Genomic DNA, 15,669 nt, shown 5'->3' on the forward strand with positions numbered 1-15,669 from the left:
CGCTTCAAATGAAATTTTCTCGAATGGTGGGTGCAATTAAGCAACGTCACCGACTAGGAAAAACTCTACATGTCTATTTGGCTCTCGCGGGGTGGGGCTCACATAGAAGATGAATTTCAGTAGCAAACACGCAGGTTACACGACATTTGTCAGGTTTAGACGTACCTTTTCTTAATCTAGTCAGATCAACACATCCTGTGATCTGTGGACGAACTTCACCCCCGGGGCCTGAAAATCAGGCGAAGCATCGAGAAAGTCCAGACTCCGCCACATTTCTCTGAGCGATTAGAGTGAGGCCATGACTTTTGAAGCTGTCAGATCGGCCTACGGTGCCAGAGCTTTGGAATACGCTGACGCGGTTGGCGGGCTAGAGCATATCGCGGATGAAGATCTAAGTCTGGTTCAGGGGTGGGCCCGCAAGGTCAAGGGAAAAATACTTGATGTGGGAAGTGGCCCGGGGCAATGGACACAGTTTCTTACGGGATCCGGAAATGATATCGAAGGCATTGAACCGGTGCCGGAATTCCTGTCAATCGCCAAGCAGACTTACCCGGACGTGAAGTTTCGGCCAGGTCGAGCCGAAGCGCTGGATGTGCCAGCGCAAAGCTTAGGCGGGGTGTTGGCTTGGTATTCGCTGATTCATACCGATCCCGAACAGCTCAAGACGCCACTGGCTGAATTTGCGCGGTGTATTCGGCCAGGCGGTGGTTTGGCCCTCGGGTTTTTTACTGGCCCCGAGCTAGTCTCGTTTGATCATGCTGTTACTACTGCCTATAGCTGGCCTATGGAACTATTTGTTTCCCGGGTCGAGGACGCAGGCTTCGCGGTGAGCGATACAGTGCAACGCGCCATTAGCCCTACGCGTACTCATGGCGCGTTGTTGGCGACTCGATGTTCCAATATCAATAGGTGAAAGCGGTTGTGCCGACGAGGTTCGTTCGGAACCTGTGACGTCTTACATTGGCAATTATTGGTTTCTCAGCACCATGTGCGCTCGTGATCGTAGCAAGTACTAGTAACTGAAAGGTAAAGCGCACCAATGACCGATTTTGAGCCAGTGCACGGGATACTCGATGTGAGTGACGAGCAGAGTATCTATTGGGAACAATGGGGAAACCCCGACGGCTTGCCCGCCTTGTTTATTCATGGAGGTCCTGGTGGAACGCTGGGCAAAAGTGGCTATCGTCATCGTTTCGACTTGGACAGAACAAGAGTTATTGGCTTTGAACAACGTGGTTGCGGCCGTTCAAAGCCGCACGCTTCGGTAGCTGATACTTCCCTGAGCTCAAATACGCTAGAGCGGCTCATTGACGACATCGAACGGCTGCGCGAATCGATGAGGATTGATACGTGGATCCTCAATGGTGTCTCGTGGGGTTCCACGCTAGCTCTTGCCTACGCCCAGGCTCACCCCGAGCGGGTGCGTGGCATCGTCTTATTTGCGGTGACTACAACCAGCCAGGACGAAATTCGATGGATTACCGAGGGCGTGGGGAAGATTTTTCCTGAAGCGTGGGAACGACTTGCCTCATATGCGGAAAATAATGTCACCGGATATAAGCGTGGGTCGAGGCGCTTAATCGAGGCATACAGGCGACTGATGAACTCTGAAGATATTAAAATCCGTAATGAAGCTTCTAAGGAATGGGCCTTGTGGGAAGATACTCACGTCTCCATAGGGACTGATGGATTCGTTCGCGACGCTCGGTGGGACAACGAGGCATTTCGACTTGCCTTTGTCCGGCTAACCACGCACTACTGGTCAATAGTTGCTACAGACGAGTCCGAGATCCTTAAACGCATGAATCGGATTCAGCACATACCGGCAACTTTGATTCACGGACGCCGAGATATTTCTAGCCCAGCTGCAACTGCGTGGAAACTGCACCGGTTATGGCCGAACAGCACACTCATTATTGATGAAGGTGACCGGCATGGAGGCGCAAGCATGGTTGAGCACTGGACTGCAGCGAACGCCAGGCTTAGCACCGAAAGCTAGGTTGCTGCCCTCTCGGCGAATCGACAGTTTGCTGAATGGTGGGTGCCTATCTACAAAAATAGGTCTTGCACGGACTGTCAAGAAAGAGTAGATGAGATTCTCAAGAACCGTGTGGCACTTTCTTGTACATCTTGCTGATCAATGGTGCAAAAAGTAGATACAGCACGACCGCCACGGCTGCACTCGTCAGGGCCAAAGTGTAGGTGTCCATCACCAAATTGAAAAGCAATACCAGCACTGCAAAAGTCAGTAGGGACTGCAGAGTCTCGATTCCCCATTTGCCCGCGCCCTTAAAAGAGTGAAGAACAATTCGGTCGGTAATCTCACCGGAGAGCATTACAACCAGTGTGAATCCAATAGTTAGTATCGGAACCCAACCCCACAGCCCAGCTTTGAGTTCACCTAGCACGGGCAGTGCCAGTGGAGTCAAGAAACCAAGTGCTACGGGCAGACCCGCAAACAACACACATCCCAACAAGAAAAGAACGAAGATGAGCAATTCGTGTGGTTTTGGTTTGTTGTCTTGCAAATTGTCCTAGGAAGTTGTCGGGGAAATCGGGTTATCCGAACCTATCTACTTGAGAAACTCTGGTCAAGGCGGAGCCTAAATAGTCAGTGAACAGAGCTTACTTCGAAATTACTGGATGCTTTCTGGGGGATCGGGCAATGGGATGCTTCCAAAATCAACGCGACAACTGCATGACACGCATCACCGCAGGCACCGTCTATATAACGCCTATACTGGTAGGCGTGAGTAAAGCCGGGCAGAATACTGAAGAGCAGGCCTCAGGCCTCGTATTAGTCGACAAAGACCAGGGAATGACCTCCCATGATGTAGTGGGTCGCATCCGCCGTCTCGCGGGAACCCGCAAGGTGGGCCATGCTGGCACCCTTGATCCGATGGCCACCGGTGTGCTGGTGATCGGGGTTAACAAAGCCACACGCTTACTCACCTATATCGTGGGACACGACAAGACTTACACCGCCACCATCCGTCTGGGACAGAACACCGTCACCGACGACGCCGAAGGTGACATCATCTCTGAGCGCATCGCCGCTGCGGTAACAGATGAAGATATTGAACGCGAGATCTCGAAGCTTCGCGGAGATATCGAACAAATCCCGAGCCAGGTTTCCGCCATCAAGGTAGACGGTAAGCGTTCCTACGCCCGCGTTCGCGCTGGTGAGCAGGTAGAGCTGAAGGCACGCCCGGTGACCATTTCACGCTTTGACATCCACAAGATCCGCCGCGAAGTTGGTGGCAAGGTGCTAGATGTTGACGTAACAGTTTCTTGCACCTCAGGAACCTACATTCGTGCTCTGGCCCGAGACCTCGGCGAAGCGCTCCACGTCGGTGGGCACCTCACTGCATTGCGCCGCACCGAAGTGGGTCCATACTCCATCGAAAAATCTAAGCGACTTGAAGAGCTCGCCGAAGAGTTCGAGGTACTTCCCTTGGAAAAAGCAGCCGGAGCACTTTTTGCTAACCGCCAGCTGACCGAAGAAGAAGCATCAGAGCTGTCCTTCGGGCGAACCATCACCGCATCTAAGAACGTTATGGATGAACCGGCAGATGACCTCGTCGCGGCTTTCGCGCCAGATGGTGCATTGGTTGCCCTCATTGCCGATAAGGGCGAAAAAGCCCGAGGGCAAATAGTCTTCACCGGAAAGCAGTAACTCACTTTTATTTGAGACTTTCAGAAAGGCTCAGCCTTGTTCGTCCTTAACGGCTTTTTCATTGCCGGCACAATTATTTGTGCGCTCGCCGTACTGCTTGGCCTTATCGCTACCGTCATTCGGCGATACCCGGATGATTGGGCGTTAGTAGCCACCGCTGGTACCGAGTTATTCCTGATTGTTTATGCGGTAGCCGCCGGCATACGTCAGGTCGGGGGAGAAATGGTCCTCGGTGAGCCTTGGGAATTCTGGGGTTATCTACTGACCGCATTGATCATGCCACCCATTGCTTTCTTCTGGGCGGTTAGCGACAAGAGTCGTTGGGCCAATACCGTCTTAGCTGTTTCGGGAGCCATCACCTTTGTGATGCTGTTCCGTATGGAACAAATCTGGCATGTAGGAGTAATCGCATGAGCGAAAAACCACGCAATTCACGTATCGTTCAAGCCGCACAGGCTCGCGGCGTAAATAAGGCTCCCCGCCCCGGGCGTACCTCCGGGTTAGGTCGCATTATTATTGCGGTTTACGGGGTGCTGGCGCTATCGGCGACCGTCCGAGCGCTGTATCAAATGTTCTTTCGTGACTTCTCTGAAGCACCGCTAGCGTACACACTGTCATTGTTGTCTGGGCTGGTTTATATCTTGGCCACGTTCACCCTGGCTTCGAAGAAGCCGGGAGCTTGGAAGGTTTCGGTATTTGCCGTCAGCTTTGAACTTCTTGGTGTACTTGTAGTCGGCTTGCTGTCCTTCACCATGCCAGCTCATTTTGGTCACGACTCCGTATGGAGCTACTTTGGCAAGGGCTACGGTTACATTCCGTTGTTGCTACCGATAGTCGGCCTGTGGTGGCTCTTCCGTAATCGTAATGAGCGTCACGCCTAAAGACGTGCAAGAATTACCTCGGTAAACAATTTAACTTTCGTTGCAGAGTCAAAAGGAGCAAAGTGCACTATTGGAAGGGCCTCGACTCAGTCCCCGCGGACATGGCTCCCACTGTTGTCACCATCGGCAACTTCGACGGCGTCCATCTGGGGCACTGCGAAGTCCTAGACTCGGCAGTCACGCAGGCTAAAAAACGTTCGGCTAAATCGGTTGCCATCTCCTTCGATCCACACCCGGCGCAGGTGCACCGCCCGGGTTCTGCACCTGAACTCATCATGGGGATCGAAGACCGCGTCGACACACTGGCCAGTGTTGGCTTAGACGCCACACTGATGATTCACTACACACTTGAATTTGCGGACCAGAGCGCCGAAGAATTCGTGCGTTCAATCATCGTGGAGAAGCTCAATGCCGTAGCCGTGGTGGTTGGCCACGACGTACGTTTCGGCAAAGACAACTCCGGCGATTTTGACTACATGTGTGAGCTTGGAACCAGATACGGTTTTGAAGTGATCGGTGTACAAGATGTGGGTGACAAACGACGCTTGTCTTCCACCTGGGTTCGTGAAGAACTCGCTGCCGGCAACGTAGAAGCCGCCGCGGCAATTCTTGGTCGTCCGCATCGGATGCGTGGCGAAGTCGTGCACGGAGCTGCACGGGGACGCGAGCTCGGTTTCCCTACCGCTAACCTTGCTCCGGACGCAGCCGGGATTATCCCTGCCGATGGGGTCTACGCCGGATGGGTTATTGACGAGGCCGGCGTGCGCTGGCCAGCTGCAATCTCCGTCGGCTCCAACCCAACATTCGAGGGTGTATCTCGCGTGGTTGAATCCCACGTCATTGACCGCCCCGAAGAAGGTTTTGAAGACTTTGACCTTTACGGTCAGCAGATCGTCGTGGAGTTCACCGCGCACCTGCGCCCGATGGTTGCCTACCGCGGTATCGAAGCACTGATTGAGCAGATGAATGATGACGTGGTGCAGGCGCGAAGCGTATTGGCCACCGAGTCACACTAGGTTATGCCAGAAATTCCTGCACTACCTAAGCGTGCATTCACCATGAAGGCCGAGCGTCGCACTGATCTAGCTTCCGCGTATGAAGTAGGAGCCAAAGACTACGACAGCATTCGTCCCGCTTACCCGCGCGAATCACTCGAGTTCTCTTTGGCCGGACGTACGGCCAAACTGGCCATCGATATAGGCTGCGGCTCGGGGATTTTCACCGCCCAACTAATCGAAGCAGGGCTTGAGGTTTGGGCGGTGGACCCGTCAGCCGATATGTTGAGCGTGCTCAAAGAACGCACCCCCCAAGTGCACACCGTATGTGCTTCGGGAGAATCAACCGGGTTACCCGAAGATAGCGCAGATCTAATTACCTACGCTCAAGCTTGGCACTGGGTGGATCCGCCGCTTGCTAGCGCCGAGGCCGCACGTTTGCTTCATGATGAGGGCTCGTTGGTGTTGCTCTGGAATCAATTAGACGTTCAAGTCCCTTGGGTTCACCGGCTAGCACGCATCATGCATGCCGGCGATGTGCACCGCCCGGAGCTGGCTCCGCCGCTAGGCAAAGACTTCAGCACCCCAGAATCCGGGGTTTGGCATTGGTTCATGAAATTAGACCTTCACGGAATCTTGGAGCTGACACGTTCGCGAAGCTACTATCGGCGTTCTAAAGAAGAAACCCGGACCAAGGTGGAAAACAATCTTCGCTGGTATTGGTGTGAACACTTGGGCTACGCGGCCGAACAAATTGTTGAAGTGCCCTATCTCACCCATGCTTGGAGGGCGCGCCGACGGGTGCGTCGGTGATATGATTGACGATGGTTCACGCTGCAGTCCGCGGTTGCGAAGAACCACCGTGAACGCTCTGGCGTACACACTGACTTATTAACGCGGTCCAACTCCAGGAGTTTGTTATGGCATTAGATGCCGCAGTAAAGAATGAAATCATCAAGGCTTACGCCACCCACGAGGGTGACACCGGTTCGCCTGAGGTTCAGGTTGCAGTCATGTCCCGTCGTATCAAGGACCTGACCGAGCACCTGAAAGAGCACAAGCATGACCACCACACCCGCCGTGGCCTGATGGCTCTGGTTGGTCGTCGTCGTCGTATGCTCGGCTACCTCAAGAACACCGACATCGAGCGCTACCGTGCGCTGATCGAGCGTTTGGGCCTACGCAAGTAGTCTCACGCTTCGGTGTGAAAATCCCCGTTTCCCTTCATTGGGAGACGGGGATTTTTTGGGTCTAATGGACAAAACTGGTGCAACGCTATGGGCATAGGAACTGCGCATTACGCAGATTCTGGAAGCGGGCGCAAATATTATCTGCCTTCCTCGAATGACAAATAATTCTGCTGTGTGAAATTCTACTTTCGTTTTTATCTGAATTGAGGTTAGGCTGAAGGAGATTTCAGTACCTACAAGGAGAGCGAGTAGTCATGAGCGCGACTGTTCTGCAACGTCATTTGTTCGGCCCTGGTCCATGTAACCCTTACCCAGAAGCAACTGCCGCACTGGGTTTGCCATTGCTGGGACACTTGGACCCTGAATTCATCGCACGCATGGATCGTGTGGGCGATGGACTACGCACCTTGTGGGGAACCAAGAACTCCCGCACCCTGCCGCTCAGTGCTACCGGTTCGGCAGGCATGGAAGCCGCCTTCGTTAACACCATCAACCCAGGCGACGTCGCGGTTATTGCGATCAACGGACTGTTCGGCGAGCGCATGTGCGAGGTTGCCTCGCGAGTCGGTGCAGAAATCGTTCGGGTGGATCACGAATACGGAACTCCAATCGACGCCGAGCGCGTTGCCGCGGCGCACCCGAACCCAACCGTTATTGCCGGCGTGCACGCCGAAACCAGCACGGGCGTAGTTTCAGACATTGCGGCGCTGGGAGCCATCAAGGGTGACGCGCTGCTGATCACTGACGCTGTGACTTCCATTGGTGGTATGCCAGTGTTGGCCGACGAGTGGGGCATTGACATTGGTTATGCCGGAACACAAAAATGCATTGGTGTGGCCCCGGGGCTTGCACCATTCACCATTTCGGACCGTGCCTTCGAACGTCGTGTGCAGAAACCACAATCCTGGTACTTAGATCTTGGACTACTCGGCGGTTACACCACCGGTACTACCGGTGGTGGACGAACCTATCACCACACTGCACCAGTGGCCATGGTGGCTTCGCTTGAAGCCGGTATCGATCGAATTCTCGCCGAAGGATTGGATGCGGTCACCAAGCGGCACCAAGAAGCGGGCAAATCATTGCAGGACGGTATCGAAGCGATGGGCTTGGAGCTGTTTGCAGCCGAGGGTTACCGCCTGCCACAGCTGACTACAGTGAAGGTTCCCGAAGGTGTGGACTCGGCGAAGGTCCGCGCTTACTTGCTGGAGCGTTTCAACATCGAAATCGGTGGTGGCGTTGGACAGTATGCGAACACCGTATGGCGTATCGGTCTGATGGGACCAAACGCTAACCCTTCCTCGGTGGCGCTGATCCTTGCTTCGCTGAAGGAAGCTATTAACAAGGCCTAGGCAGGCAAGGAAGTAGTTTCTAGAGGTCGTGGCGAGTACCTATGTATTAGGCCGCCACGGCCTCTAGACTCGTTTCATGAGTAATGTTCTTACCCTTCACAAAATATTGACCCTTCGAATTGAGTTGGTCGGCTCAGAACCAGTAATTTGGCGCAGACTTGAGATCGAAGACAGCGTTGCACTTGACGAAGTCGGGTTAGCGGTGCAAATTGCTATGGGGTGGGAACATGCTCATCTGCAGGCTTTTACGAACCTCAGTCCATACACTGAACTCGGTTCGAAGTCGGCCATCAAATGGTATGACGAACAGATGCGCGCTGAGAGCGGCGACGGAGAGTCTTTAGAAGACACCACACTAGGTCAGGCTCTGCGGGTCGCAAATGACGAACTCTATTTTGAATACGATTTTGGTGATGACTGGATCCATCGAATCACTGTTGAGTCTCGACGCGAGACGAAGCCTGAAGACTCTAAATATAGAGTTCTGGAAGGTCAGTTGCGCGCTCCTTTGGAAGACAGTGGGGGACTTGGCGGCTGGTCTAACAAGCTAGAGATATATCGCTCCACAGAACGTAGCGACGAAGACGAAGACACCGTGGATTGGATGGAGTGGAGAGGGGGACCCTGGAAAGCGTTTGATCCAGATACCTTCGATATCGATTTTGCTAACGCGCGCCTGAAACTTCTTGCTAACGGTTTCACCGGCGCTAACGCGGCCGGGCAATGGACCGCCCGATTTCACGAGGGAATTCGGCAGTATTTGTCCTTAGTATTCGCGCATTGCCACATTGGACTCGAGCCTACCGGCGAACAAATTCCGGAATGGTTTGTTGAGCTTCTCCAGCCTTTTACTGCCCTGGTTGAAATGTGCACGGATCAAGGTATCACCCTGACCAAAGCCGGTTGGATGCCCCCAGCAATGATTGCCGAGTTGATGACTCATTGCGAATTGAACGGGATCGATTACGAACGAGGCAAGGTGAAACGGGAAGTTGATCTGCCCACCATTTCAATCATGCGCGACGTAGTTATTAAGCTTCGATTGATCCGAAAGTACAAGGGTAAACTCATCGCTACAAAGCTTGGCTCTTCGCTGCTCCAAGATCCACTGGCGATGGTTCGCTATATCCTCAATGAACTGCGCTCTGTGGTAACGAAGGACGTAGAAGTTGATGCGACATTTTCGGAGTGGGTACTCTGCGCCGGTGGCTATAACTTGGACAGATATACGAAAGCTACAACGGAGGCGAGAGAGTTCGTTCATGTATCTGAGGTTCTTAAAAACTTTGGCTACTGGGACCCAAACCTTCGAGCCCCTATTTCCACAGACAGCTATATCCCTACAACGGAACTGTGGCATGTGATCGGACGAATCATGGACTTCAAGTACTCGAACGCCGATAATCGTCAGGCGATTTACGACAAGCGTCAGGAAATTTCGCGATTCATTCTGGAAGCCTAATTCCTCTTGTATGCAATGCTTTCATGTTGCGGCAAGTTTACTTGGGTACTGAGATATGTAGAGGATCATTCCAGTAGTTGATTGAACCTTGTAGTTAAATTTCCGTTCTTTCGGTTCAACTGAAAATAGTTTGTCATGTTTCAGGATATTCTCCTTGGTTAACGATAGCCTCGAACAGATCAGTCGCATCCCCAAGAGAAAGAGGATTGAACATTGAAAGCACTATTCGATTTTGGTTTCCGCAAATTTGTCACGCCGTCCATCATCAAGATTGTCTACATCCTGATCATGATCATGTTGGCAGTGGGCTACATCAGTTTCACGGTCTTGGCCTTCACCGAGAGCGTCATGTTTGGCATCTTGGTGCTACTCATTCTTGGCCCACTATTTACGCTGATTTACCTCGCGTTGGCACGTGCAAGCTTGGAATCGCTTATCGCGCAGATCCGAACTGCAGAGAACACCTCTGAGCTTGTGCGTTTGGCGGGTGGCACTCCTCCGAGTGAACAGCAATTCGGCGAAGTCCCTCCACACCCAGCCGGACCAACGAACCCACAGGTTCGCCCCGCGGCTCAGGCGGATCCGACACGTCCGGTGAATCGTCAGAATCCAGAAGGTGGCCAAACCCCACCTGAGAACCCTTACAAGCAATAGTGGTAAGCGGTATTTAGCAATAAAATGCTGAAGCCGGGTGCAAGAGAATCTCTTGCACACCCGGCTTCAGTTTTCATTATCTCTACCAGGTGCCGTCGGCCTTCACTGAGAGGACCGGACAACCTGCCTGCATCAGGATGCGTTGCGCGGTGCTACCCATGATGAATTTTCCTACCGTGGTTCGTTTTCGCAAACCAATCACGATGAGTTGGGCTCGTTGTGCTTGGGCAACTCGTAATACCTCGTCTGCAGCATCGTGACCTTGTGTGGAGCGTTCGATCCAGAAATCTAACCCCGCCGAGGTAAGCCGTTCTTCGAGGAGGTGAAATTCTCGGGCATCGATCAGTCGATCATCAACTAGTGCATCACCTTTGGAGGAGTTCACCACCACAAGCTTTACCTTCGCACGTTGCGCTTCGACGATTGCCTGCTCTAACGCTGCTTCTCCTTGTGGAGTGGGCAGATATCCAACAACAACTGTCATGGCTTGTCCTTTCCATCCAGATCATCTTCGGTCGAATGGCGTCCGCTCGATGGCTGCTGAGATTCGACTTTGTCCAGTTCGTCTTCACTGATCATTCCACCTGATGCGAGGCCCGCGGTGAGCTCTGAAGAGCCACCACGTGATTTGCGAAGGAACGCGAGGATCAATGGGACGAGCAACAGAATGGCAATAATGATGTACACCGTTACTGCTACTGGTTCGCTCCACAGGCCTGAAACCTCACCGGCACTAAGCTGGAATGATTTACGCAGTTGCTGCTCGGCCATTGGACCAATAATCACACCGAGGATCAGTGGAAGAATCGGCAGACCGAAACGGCGAAGTGCAAAGCCGAGAATACCGATCAACAGCAACAGCCATAGGTCTGCGGTCTGCATATTGACAGAGAACGCGCCCAAGGTGGCGAAGAACAAGATACCTGCGTACAAGAACGGACGCGGGATTTTCAACAGCTTGGCCCAGACTGGCGCCAACGGCAGGTTGATCAGCAGTAGCAAGGTGTTGCCAATAAACAGGCTGGCAATCAGTGTCCAAACCAAGGCCGGCTCATTTTCAAAAAGCAACGGACCTGGCTGAATACCCTTCATGGTTAAGAAGGCCAGCATCACCGCAGCAGTAGCGTTGGTTGGTAGACCAAGTGCAAGCATCGGAGTGAGCGTACCGGCAGCTGAAGCGTTGTTGGCAGCTTCAGGACCTGCAACTCCTTCGATAGCACCATGACCGAATTCTTCAGGATGCTTTGAAAGCTTCTTTTCCGTCACGTAGGACAAGAAGGTGGGTACCTCTGCGCCACCGGCAGGAAGTGCGCCGAATGGGAATCCATACGCGGTACCGCGCAGCCAAGGCTTCCACGAACGCTTCCAGTCTTCCTTGCCCATCCAAGGACGGCCCACTGGAATGGTGCGTGATGGATTGCTGCGTAGGTGAGCGGCAATCCAGAGTGCCTCGCCGATGGCAAAAATAGCTACGGCGACCACTACGATATCTAAACCATCAACCAAAGGTGCAAAGCCGAAGGTCAGACGGCTCTGTCCGGAAACCGGATCCATGCCAACCAAACCAATGGCCAGACCAAGACCCAGGGCAGCGAAACCACGGATTTTTGAGGAACCGAGCACTGCGGTCACGGTAATCAATGCGAGGACCATGATGGCGAAGTAACTTGGTGCGCCAAGGCTAACTGCAAACTTCACCACGATCGGTGCGAAACCGACCAACAGCGCGGTGCCGATGGTGCCTGCAACGAATGACCCAATGGCGGCGGTAGCTAGCGCTTGGGCTGCGCGACCGTTCTTGGCCATCTTGTGGCCCTCTATGGCGGTGATCACCGTTGAAGACTCACCCGGAGTGTTGAGCAGGATCGAGGTGGTCGAGCCACCGTACATGCCACCGTAGTAAATACCGGCAAACATGATCAGGGCACTGGAAGTTTCCATGCCGTAGGTGACAGGAAGCAACAGCGCAACTGCCATAGCCGGGCCAATACCTGGCAAGACACCCACCGCGGTACCGAGGATCACGCCAACGAGCGCGAACAACAAGTTGATAGGTGTTAGTGCTGAGGCGAAGCCATCCATGAGGAGACTAAGAGTTTCCATTTACAGCACCCCCGAGAGAATTCCGGCTGGAAGTTTGATTCCCAAACCTAGATAGAAGCCGTAGAACGTACCAAAAGCCATAGCTATGGAGATCAGGGCCGTCAGTACATATCGGCGACTTCCCAATGCCACTGCTGAGCCAAAGAACAAGATCGTTCCCGAGATAACCCAGCCGGCGGTGTTGATCAATAAAATATTGATCACAAATGCTGCCAGCAGTGGGAGAAGAACCTTCCAGTCTGAGGGCTGGCTCAGATCAACGTCTTCGCCTTCTTCGCCCTCCGCCAGGTTTCCGCGGAGAACGGTGATGGCCAGGGCAATAGATGACAGAACCAGAATCCCAGAGACCGCGTAGGGCAGAGCCTTAGGGCCCACCACATCGGCTTGGGAGTACGTCACATGAAGTTGCGACGCATCAACGAACACAATGATTCCCACCAGAAAAAGAAACGCGGCGAACAGGAGTTCGACGCGCTTCTTCTTCACTGTGGTTACTTCGCTCACGCCAGACCCAGGGTCTTGAGTACGTTTGCTACGCGCTCATCCTGCCCGGTAAGGAATGCTGAGAAATCGTCACCGGTCATGAACGCATCGGTCCAACCGTTGGTCTTCAATGCTTCCTTCCACTCCGCGGACTCGTGCATCTTGGTGATGGCATCGGTCCACTTCGCCTTATCAGCATCTGAGATCTCCGGTGGGGCTACTAGTCCGCGCCAGTTGGAGAAGATTAGATCAATGTTGGATTCCTTCAGAGTTGGAGAATCCACACCTTCGAGACGCTTGTCGCCACTGGTAGCCAGCACGCGAACCGAGCCCTCTTCGATCTGCTGCATGTATTCGCCAGCGCCGGAGGCTGCGAATGCGAGCTTGTTGCCCAAGATGGCTGGAAGAAGATCGCCACCGCCGTCGTAGGAAACGAAGTTCACCTGCTTAGGATCGATGCCCACTGCTTCTGCTAGCTGCATTGGCAACAGGTGATCCGGACCGCCTGGTGAGGAGCCGCCACCGACCGAGAGCTTTCCTGGATCTTTCTTCCAGGCAGCTACTAGGTCATCAATGGTCTTGTATGGGGAATCCTTGGAGACCATGATGGCGCCTGGCTCTTCGATGAGCTTGGCAATCGGGGTGGTCTCGGTGAGTTTGGCATCTGATTCATTGGTGTAGCTAGCGCCCACTACGCCAAGCCCCATCAACATGGCCAGATCTCCATTGCCCTTTTCATTGACCAGTCGTGCAAGACCTACGGTGCCGCCAGCACCGGCAAGGTTGAAGACTTCCAGGTTTGCTGCGATGTCAGCATCGTCCATGACCTTGGCCGCCACACGAGCGGTGGTGTCGTAACCGCCGCCGGGAGTATTAGGAACCATGATGCGCAGATCCTTCAGCGGGCCGCTCTCGGCGCTGGGGGAAGTGCTGGAATCGGAGTCGGAACCGGAGCTTGTGACGCCACAGCCGGTTAGGGCCAGCGCTGCTGCAGCGGCAACTGCTGCCATGACACGCATGGATTTGAAGGTTTTCATTGATTCAGCCTCTTTGCTTTCATCGGGTGCGAATAGTTCAACCCTAAGTGCAAGAGTGAAGCAGGTCACTCTTGCGTACGCAAAGAAAATACTGTTCATTGTGTAACCAAAAAACGTGATCTGCTTCATGTAAATTGTCGGTAAAGTTGCCAGTTGCATGGGTGCACCCGTGACAATGAAATGTTCGGTGATAACAAAACGGTAGGCAAGAGGTGGGGCAGTGCGGGCGATCAAGGCATGGTTCGGCAAAATGTTTCCCAATCGAATCTCGCTGGCAGCGCAGTACCTCGTCCTACAGCTGCTGATCATTGCCGTGGTACTTACCGGTGTCGTAGTGGTTTCCACAACTCAAGCAACAAATAATTTTGAGCAAGAAGAAGGTAGACGCAGTCTTGCAGCAGCAGAATCACTGGCCGCTAACCCACTGATGCGCATCATGCTTCCGGGCGCCGAACCAGAAATGGGCTCAGCGCTGCCAGCCATGGCGGAATCGGTACGAAGCACCTCTGGACTGCAATTCGTCACCGTTGCTGACCCGCAAGGCGAAGTGATCACCTCTAGTTTCCCTGACGATGTAGGAACCTCAATTCTTCATCCGCAATCTCAGGTAATAGAAGGTCGAGGGTGGACCGGAGATATCTGGCGCAACGGAAATCATGTGCTGATCGCACAAGTTCCGGTTCTAGACGATGAGGGGATAATGGTGGGCATTGTCAGTGCCGGACAAAAATATCCTTCAACGCAAGCGGTGATCCGCGAGATCGCACCCAGCGCCCTATTTACGCTCTTGGTGTCCGTGCTTTTGGGAACGGTCGGCTCCGTACTTCTCTCCAGACGAGTTAAACGTCAAACTCGTGGCATGGAACCTCGGGAAATCTCAGAACTCTTTGAGCACCGCGAAGCCCTGCTACACGGGGTCAAAGAAGGAATCGTCTCCGTTTCCCCCGACCAACGAGTGATGCTGGCCAACGACATTGCTATTGAACTACTGCAGCTACCCAATGACTGTGTAGGCCAAACACTGGAACAGCTAAAGGTCGCACCGCAGGTGACCCGTGCACTAACCACCAAGCAGAATCACCCCGATCGTCAATTCCTCGTGGCCGAGAAAGTCCTTGTCTTCAATCGAATGCCGGTGGCTGTCGCCGGACGCGACCTCGGATCGGTCACCACCTTTCGTGACCGAACCGAGCTAACTCTCCTAGAACAAGAATTAGGCGACAGTAAGGCAACCTCGGACATGTTGCGGGCACAGACCCACGAATTTGCCAACCAGCTACATGCCATCTCGGGGCTGATCCAGCTAGGTGAATATGATGAAGTAGTGGGTTTCATTGATGGGGTGAGCTTCAGCCGAAGCAAACTATTTGAAGATGTTGCGGCCAGGATCAACGAGCCGACCATTGCTGCGCTATTGATCGCCAAGGCCAGTGTGGCGACGGAACGGGGGATCAAGCTAAGCGTCGCCGAGAATTCACATCTTGGACGTAATGATGAGCAACTAGCACGAGACCTCACCACGGTCATCGGCAACCTCGTAGATAACGCGATGGATGCGGTATCAGCAGTGACTCAACCGCACATCGAGCTACGCATCGAAGAATCCGAAACCCACGTAATCGTTCAGGTAAGCGATAATGGATCCGGGATAGATGACGCGGCAATCAATGAGATCTTTACTCAAGGATTCTCAACCAAAGACACCACAGTATCCGGCGGAAGAGGTTTTGGACTGGCGCTAACCAGGCTAGTCTGCCGGCGGCGCGCAGGGGACGTGCAAGCCATCAACGCTGGTGGCGCGCAATTCACCGCCACACTCAGGAAGTAGGAAACAAC

At 53.5% G+C, this 15,669-nt stretch carries 17 protein-coding genes; 12 read left to right on the forward strand and 5 right to left on the reverse strand.

All coding sequences use genetic code 11. The annotated features are described in order from the left end of the window. Positions 1-298: 298 nt before the first annotated feature. Both IEX04_RS07190 and IEX04_RS07195 read left to right on the forward strand, forming a co-directional pair. A complete protein-coding gene (locus IEX04_RS07190) occupies positions 299-913 on the forward strand; it encodes a class I SAM-dependent methyltransferase (RefSeq protein WP_188684749.1) in 615 nt (204 codons plus the stop codon). A 126-nt stretch (positions 914-1,039) separates the two neighbouring features. Next, a complete protein-coding gene (locus IEX04_RS07195; protein WP_188684751.1) occupies positions 1,040-1,999 on the forward strand; it encodes an alpha/beta fold hydrolase in 960 nt (319 codons plus the stop codon). Between the two features lie 100 nt (positions 2,000-2,099). Here IEX04_RS07195 and IEX04_RS07200 read toward each other — a convergent pair whose 3' ends face one another. Next, on the reverse strand, positions 2,100-2,429 hold the full coding sequence (locus IEX04_RS07200; RefSeq protein WP_188684752.1) for a hypothetical protein: 330 nt from the start codon (positions 2,427-2,429) through the stop codon (positions 2,100-2,102). Between the two features lie 269 nt (positions 2,430-2,698). On the opposite strand from IEX04_RS07200, the gene truB reads away from it, so the two are divergent. The 9 genes from truB to IEX04_RS07245 all read left to right on the forward strand — a co-directional run bounded on the left by truB (position 2,699) and on the right by IEX04_RS07245 (position 10,210). Next, on the forward strand, positions 2,699-3,676 hold the full coding sequence (truB, locus tag IEX04_RS07205) for a tRNA pseudouridine(55) synthase TruB (RefSeq protein ID WP_096257879.1): 978 nt from the start codon (positions 2,699-2,701) through the stop codon (positions 3,674-3,676). A gap of 36 nt (positions 3,677-3,712) precedes the next feature. Next, positions 3,713-4,090, forward strand: coding sequence for a hypothetical protein (locus tag IEX04_RS07210; RefSeq protein ID WP_188684754.1), 378 nt, complete (start codon positions 3,713-3,715; stop codon positions 4,088-4,090). Further along, complete coding sequence (locus IEX04_RS07215) at positions 4,087-4,557, forward strand: hypothetical protein (RefSeq protein ID WP_170947951.1); 471 nt, start codon at positions 4,087-4,089, stop codon at positions 4,555-4,557. The genes IEX04_RS07210 and IEX04_RS07215 overlap by 4 nt, the downstream gene beginning before the upstream one ends. Before the next feature lie 62 nt (positions 4,558-4,619). Beyond that, positions 4,620-5,573, forward strand: coding sequence for a bifunctional riboflavin kinase/FAD synthetase (locus IEX04_RS07220; protein ID WP_096257848.1), 954 nt, complete (start codon positions 4,620-4,622; stop codon positions 5,571-5,573). A 3-nt stretch (positions 5,574-5,576) separates the two neighbouring features. Further along, on the forward strand, positions 5,577-6,365 hold the full coding sequence (locus IEX04_RS07225; RefSeq protein ID WP_188684756.1) for a class I SAM-dependent methyltransferase: 789 nt from the start codon (positions 5,577-5,579) through the stop codon (positions 6,363-6,365). Between the two features lie 107 nt (positions 6,366-6,472). Beyond that, positions 6,473-6,742, forward strand: coding sequence for a 30S ribosomal protein S15 (rpsO, locus tag IEX04_RS07230; RefSeq protein ID WP_096257846.1), 270 nt, complete (start codon positions 6,473-6,475; stop codon positions 6,740-6,742). Positions 6,743-6,996: 254 nt separating this feature from the next. Next, complete coding sequence (locus IEX04_RS07235; protein ID WP_096257845.1) at positions 6,997-8,094, forward strand: pyridoxal-phosphate-dependent aminotransferase family protein; 1,098 nt, start codon at positions 6,997-6,999, stop codon at positions 8,092-8,094. Positions 8,095-8,170: 76 nt separating this feature from the next. Further along, positions 8,171-9,556, forward strand: coding sequence for a plasmid pRiA4b ORF-3 family protein (locus IEX04_RS07240; RefSeq protein ID WP_188684758.1), 1,386 nt, complete (start codon positions 8,171-8,173; stop codon positions 9,554-9,556). 213 nt (positions 9,557-9,769) lie between these two features. Beyond that, positions 9,770-10,210 carry a DUF4282 domain-containing protein gene (locus IEX04_RS07245; protein WP_096257838.1) on the forward strand — a complete coding sequence of 147 codons (441 nt, stop codon included), beginning with the start codon at positions 9,770-9,772 and terminating at the stop codon, positions 10,208-10,210. A gap of 82 nt (positions 10,211-10,292) precedes the next feature. Here the strand turns inward: IEX04_RS07245 and IEX04_RS07250 are convergent, their stop codons facing one another. The 4 genes from IEX04_RS07250 to IEX04_RS07265 are packed head-to-tail and all read right to left on the reverse strand — an operon-like array spanning position 10,293 to position 13,833. Continuing rightward, complete coding sequence (locus tag IEX04_RS07250; RefSeq protein ID WP_188684760.1) at positions 10,293-10,694, reverse strand: universal stress protein; 402 nt, start codon at positions 10,692-10,694, stop codon at positions 10,293-10,295. Continuing rightward, positions 10,691-12,313, reverse strand: a complete 1,623-nt coding sequence (locus IEX04_RS07255) for a tripartite tricarboxylate transporter permease (protein ID WP_229677051.1) — start codon at positions 12,311-12,313, stop codon at positions 10,691-10,693. The genes IEX04_RS07250 and IEX04_RS07255 overlap by 4 nt, the downstream gene beginning before the upstream one ends. Beyond that, positions 12,314-12,817 (reverse strand): tripartite tricarboxylate transporter TctB family protein, encoded by a 504-nt coding sequence (locus tag IEX04_RS07260; protein ID WP_096257836.1) that lies wholly within the window; start codon positions 12,815-12,817, stop codon positions 12,314-12,316. Further along, positions 12,814-13,833 carry a Bug family tripartite tricarboxylate transporter substrate binding protein gene (locus IEX04_RS07265; protein WP_188684762.1) on the reverse strand — a complete coding sequence of 340 codons (1,020 nt, stop codon included), beginning with the start codon at positions 13,831-13,833 and terminating at the stop codon, positions 12,814-12,816. The genes IEX04_RS07260 and IEX04_RS07265 overlap by 4 nt, the downstream gene beginning before the upstream one ends. A gap of 250 nt (positions 13,834-14,083) precedes the next feature. Between IEX04_RS07265 and IEX04_RS07270 the strand changes: the two genes are divergently transcribed. Continuing rightward, positions 14,084-15,661 (forward strand): sensor histidine kinase, encoded by a 1,578-nt coding sequence (locus tag IEX04_RS07270; RefSeq protein ID WP_229677052.1) that lies wholly within the window; start codon positions 14,084-14,086, stop codon positions 15,659-15,661. The last annotated feature ends 8 nt before the right edge of the window (positions 15,662-15,669 follow it).

The organism is Glutamicibacter ardleyensis, from assembly GCF_014644555.1.
Lineage (GTDB): Bacteria > Actinomycetota > Actinomycetes > Actinomycetales > Micrococcaceae > Glutamicibacter > Glutamicibacter bergerei.

Coding starts and splice junctions, on each gene's coding strand:
- IEX04_RS07250 (WP_188684760.1), bottom strand. CDS start 10,694: ATGACAGTTGTTGTTGGATATCTGCCCACTCCACAAGGAGAAGCAGCG.
- IEX04_RS07195 (WP_188684751.1), top strand. CDS start 1,040: ATGACCGATTTTGAGCCAGTGCACGGGATACTCGATGTGAGTGACGAG.
- IEX04_RS07270 (WP_229677052.1), top strand. CDS start 14,084: ATGTTTCCCAATCGAATCTCGCTGGCAGCGCAGTACCTCGTCCTACAG.
- IEX04_RS07190 (WP_188684749.1), top strand. CDS start 299: ATGACTTTTGAAGCTGTCAGATCGGCCTACGGTGCCAGAGCTTTGGAA.
- IEX04_RS07235 (WP_096257845.1), top strand. CDS start 6,997: ATGAGCGCGACTGTTCTGCAACGTCATTTGTTCGGCCCTGGTCCATGT.
- IEX04_RS07255 (WP_229677051.1), bottom strand. CDS start 12,313: ATGGAAACTCTTAGTCTCCTCATGGATGGCTTCGCCTCAGCACTAACA.
- IEX04_RS07225 (WP_188684756.1), top strand. CDS start 5,577: ATGCCAGAAATTCCTGCACTACCTAAGCGTGCATTCACCATGAAGGCC.
- IEX04_RS07215 (WP_170947951.1), top strand. CDS start 4,087: ATGAGCGAAAAACCACGCAATTCACGTATCGTTCAAGCCGCACAGGCT.
- IEX04_RS07265 (WP_188684762.1), bottom strand. CDS start 13,833: ATGAAAACCTTCAAATCCATGCGTGTCATGGCAGCAGTTGCCGCTGCA.
- IEX04_RS07240 (WP_188684758.1), top strand. CDS start 8,171: ATGAGTAATGTTCTTACCCTTCACAAAATATTGACCCTTCGAATTGAG.
- truB (WP_096257879.1), top strand. CDS start 2,699: ATGACACGCATCACCGCAGGCACCGTCTATATAACGCCTATACTGGTA.
- rpsO (WP_096257846.1), top strand. CDS start 6,473: ATGGCATTAGATGCCGCAGTAAAGAATGAAATCATCAAGGCTTACGCC.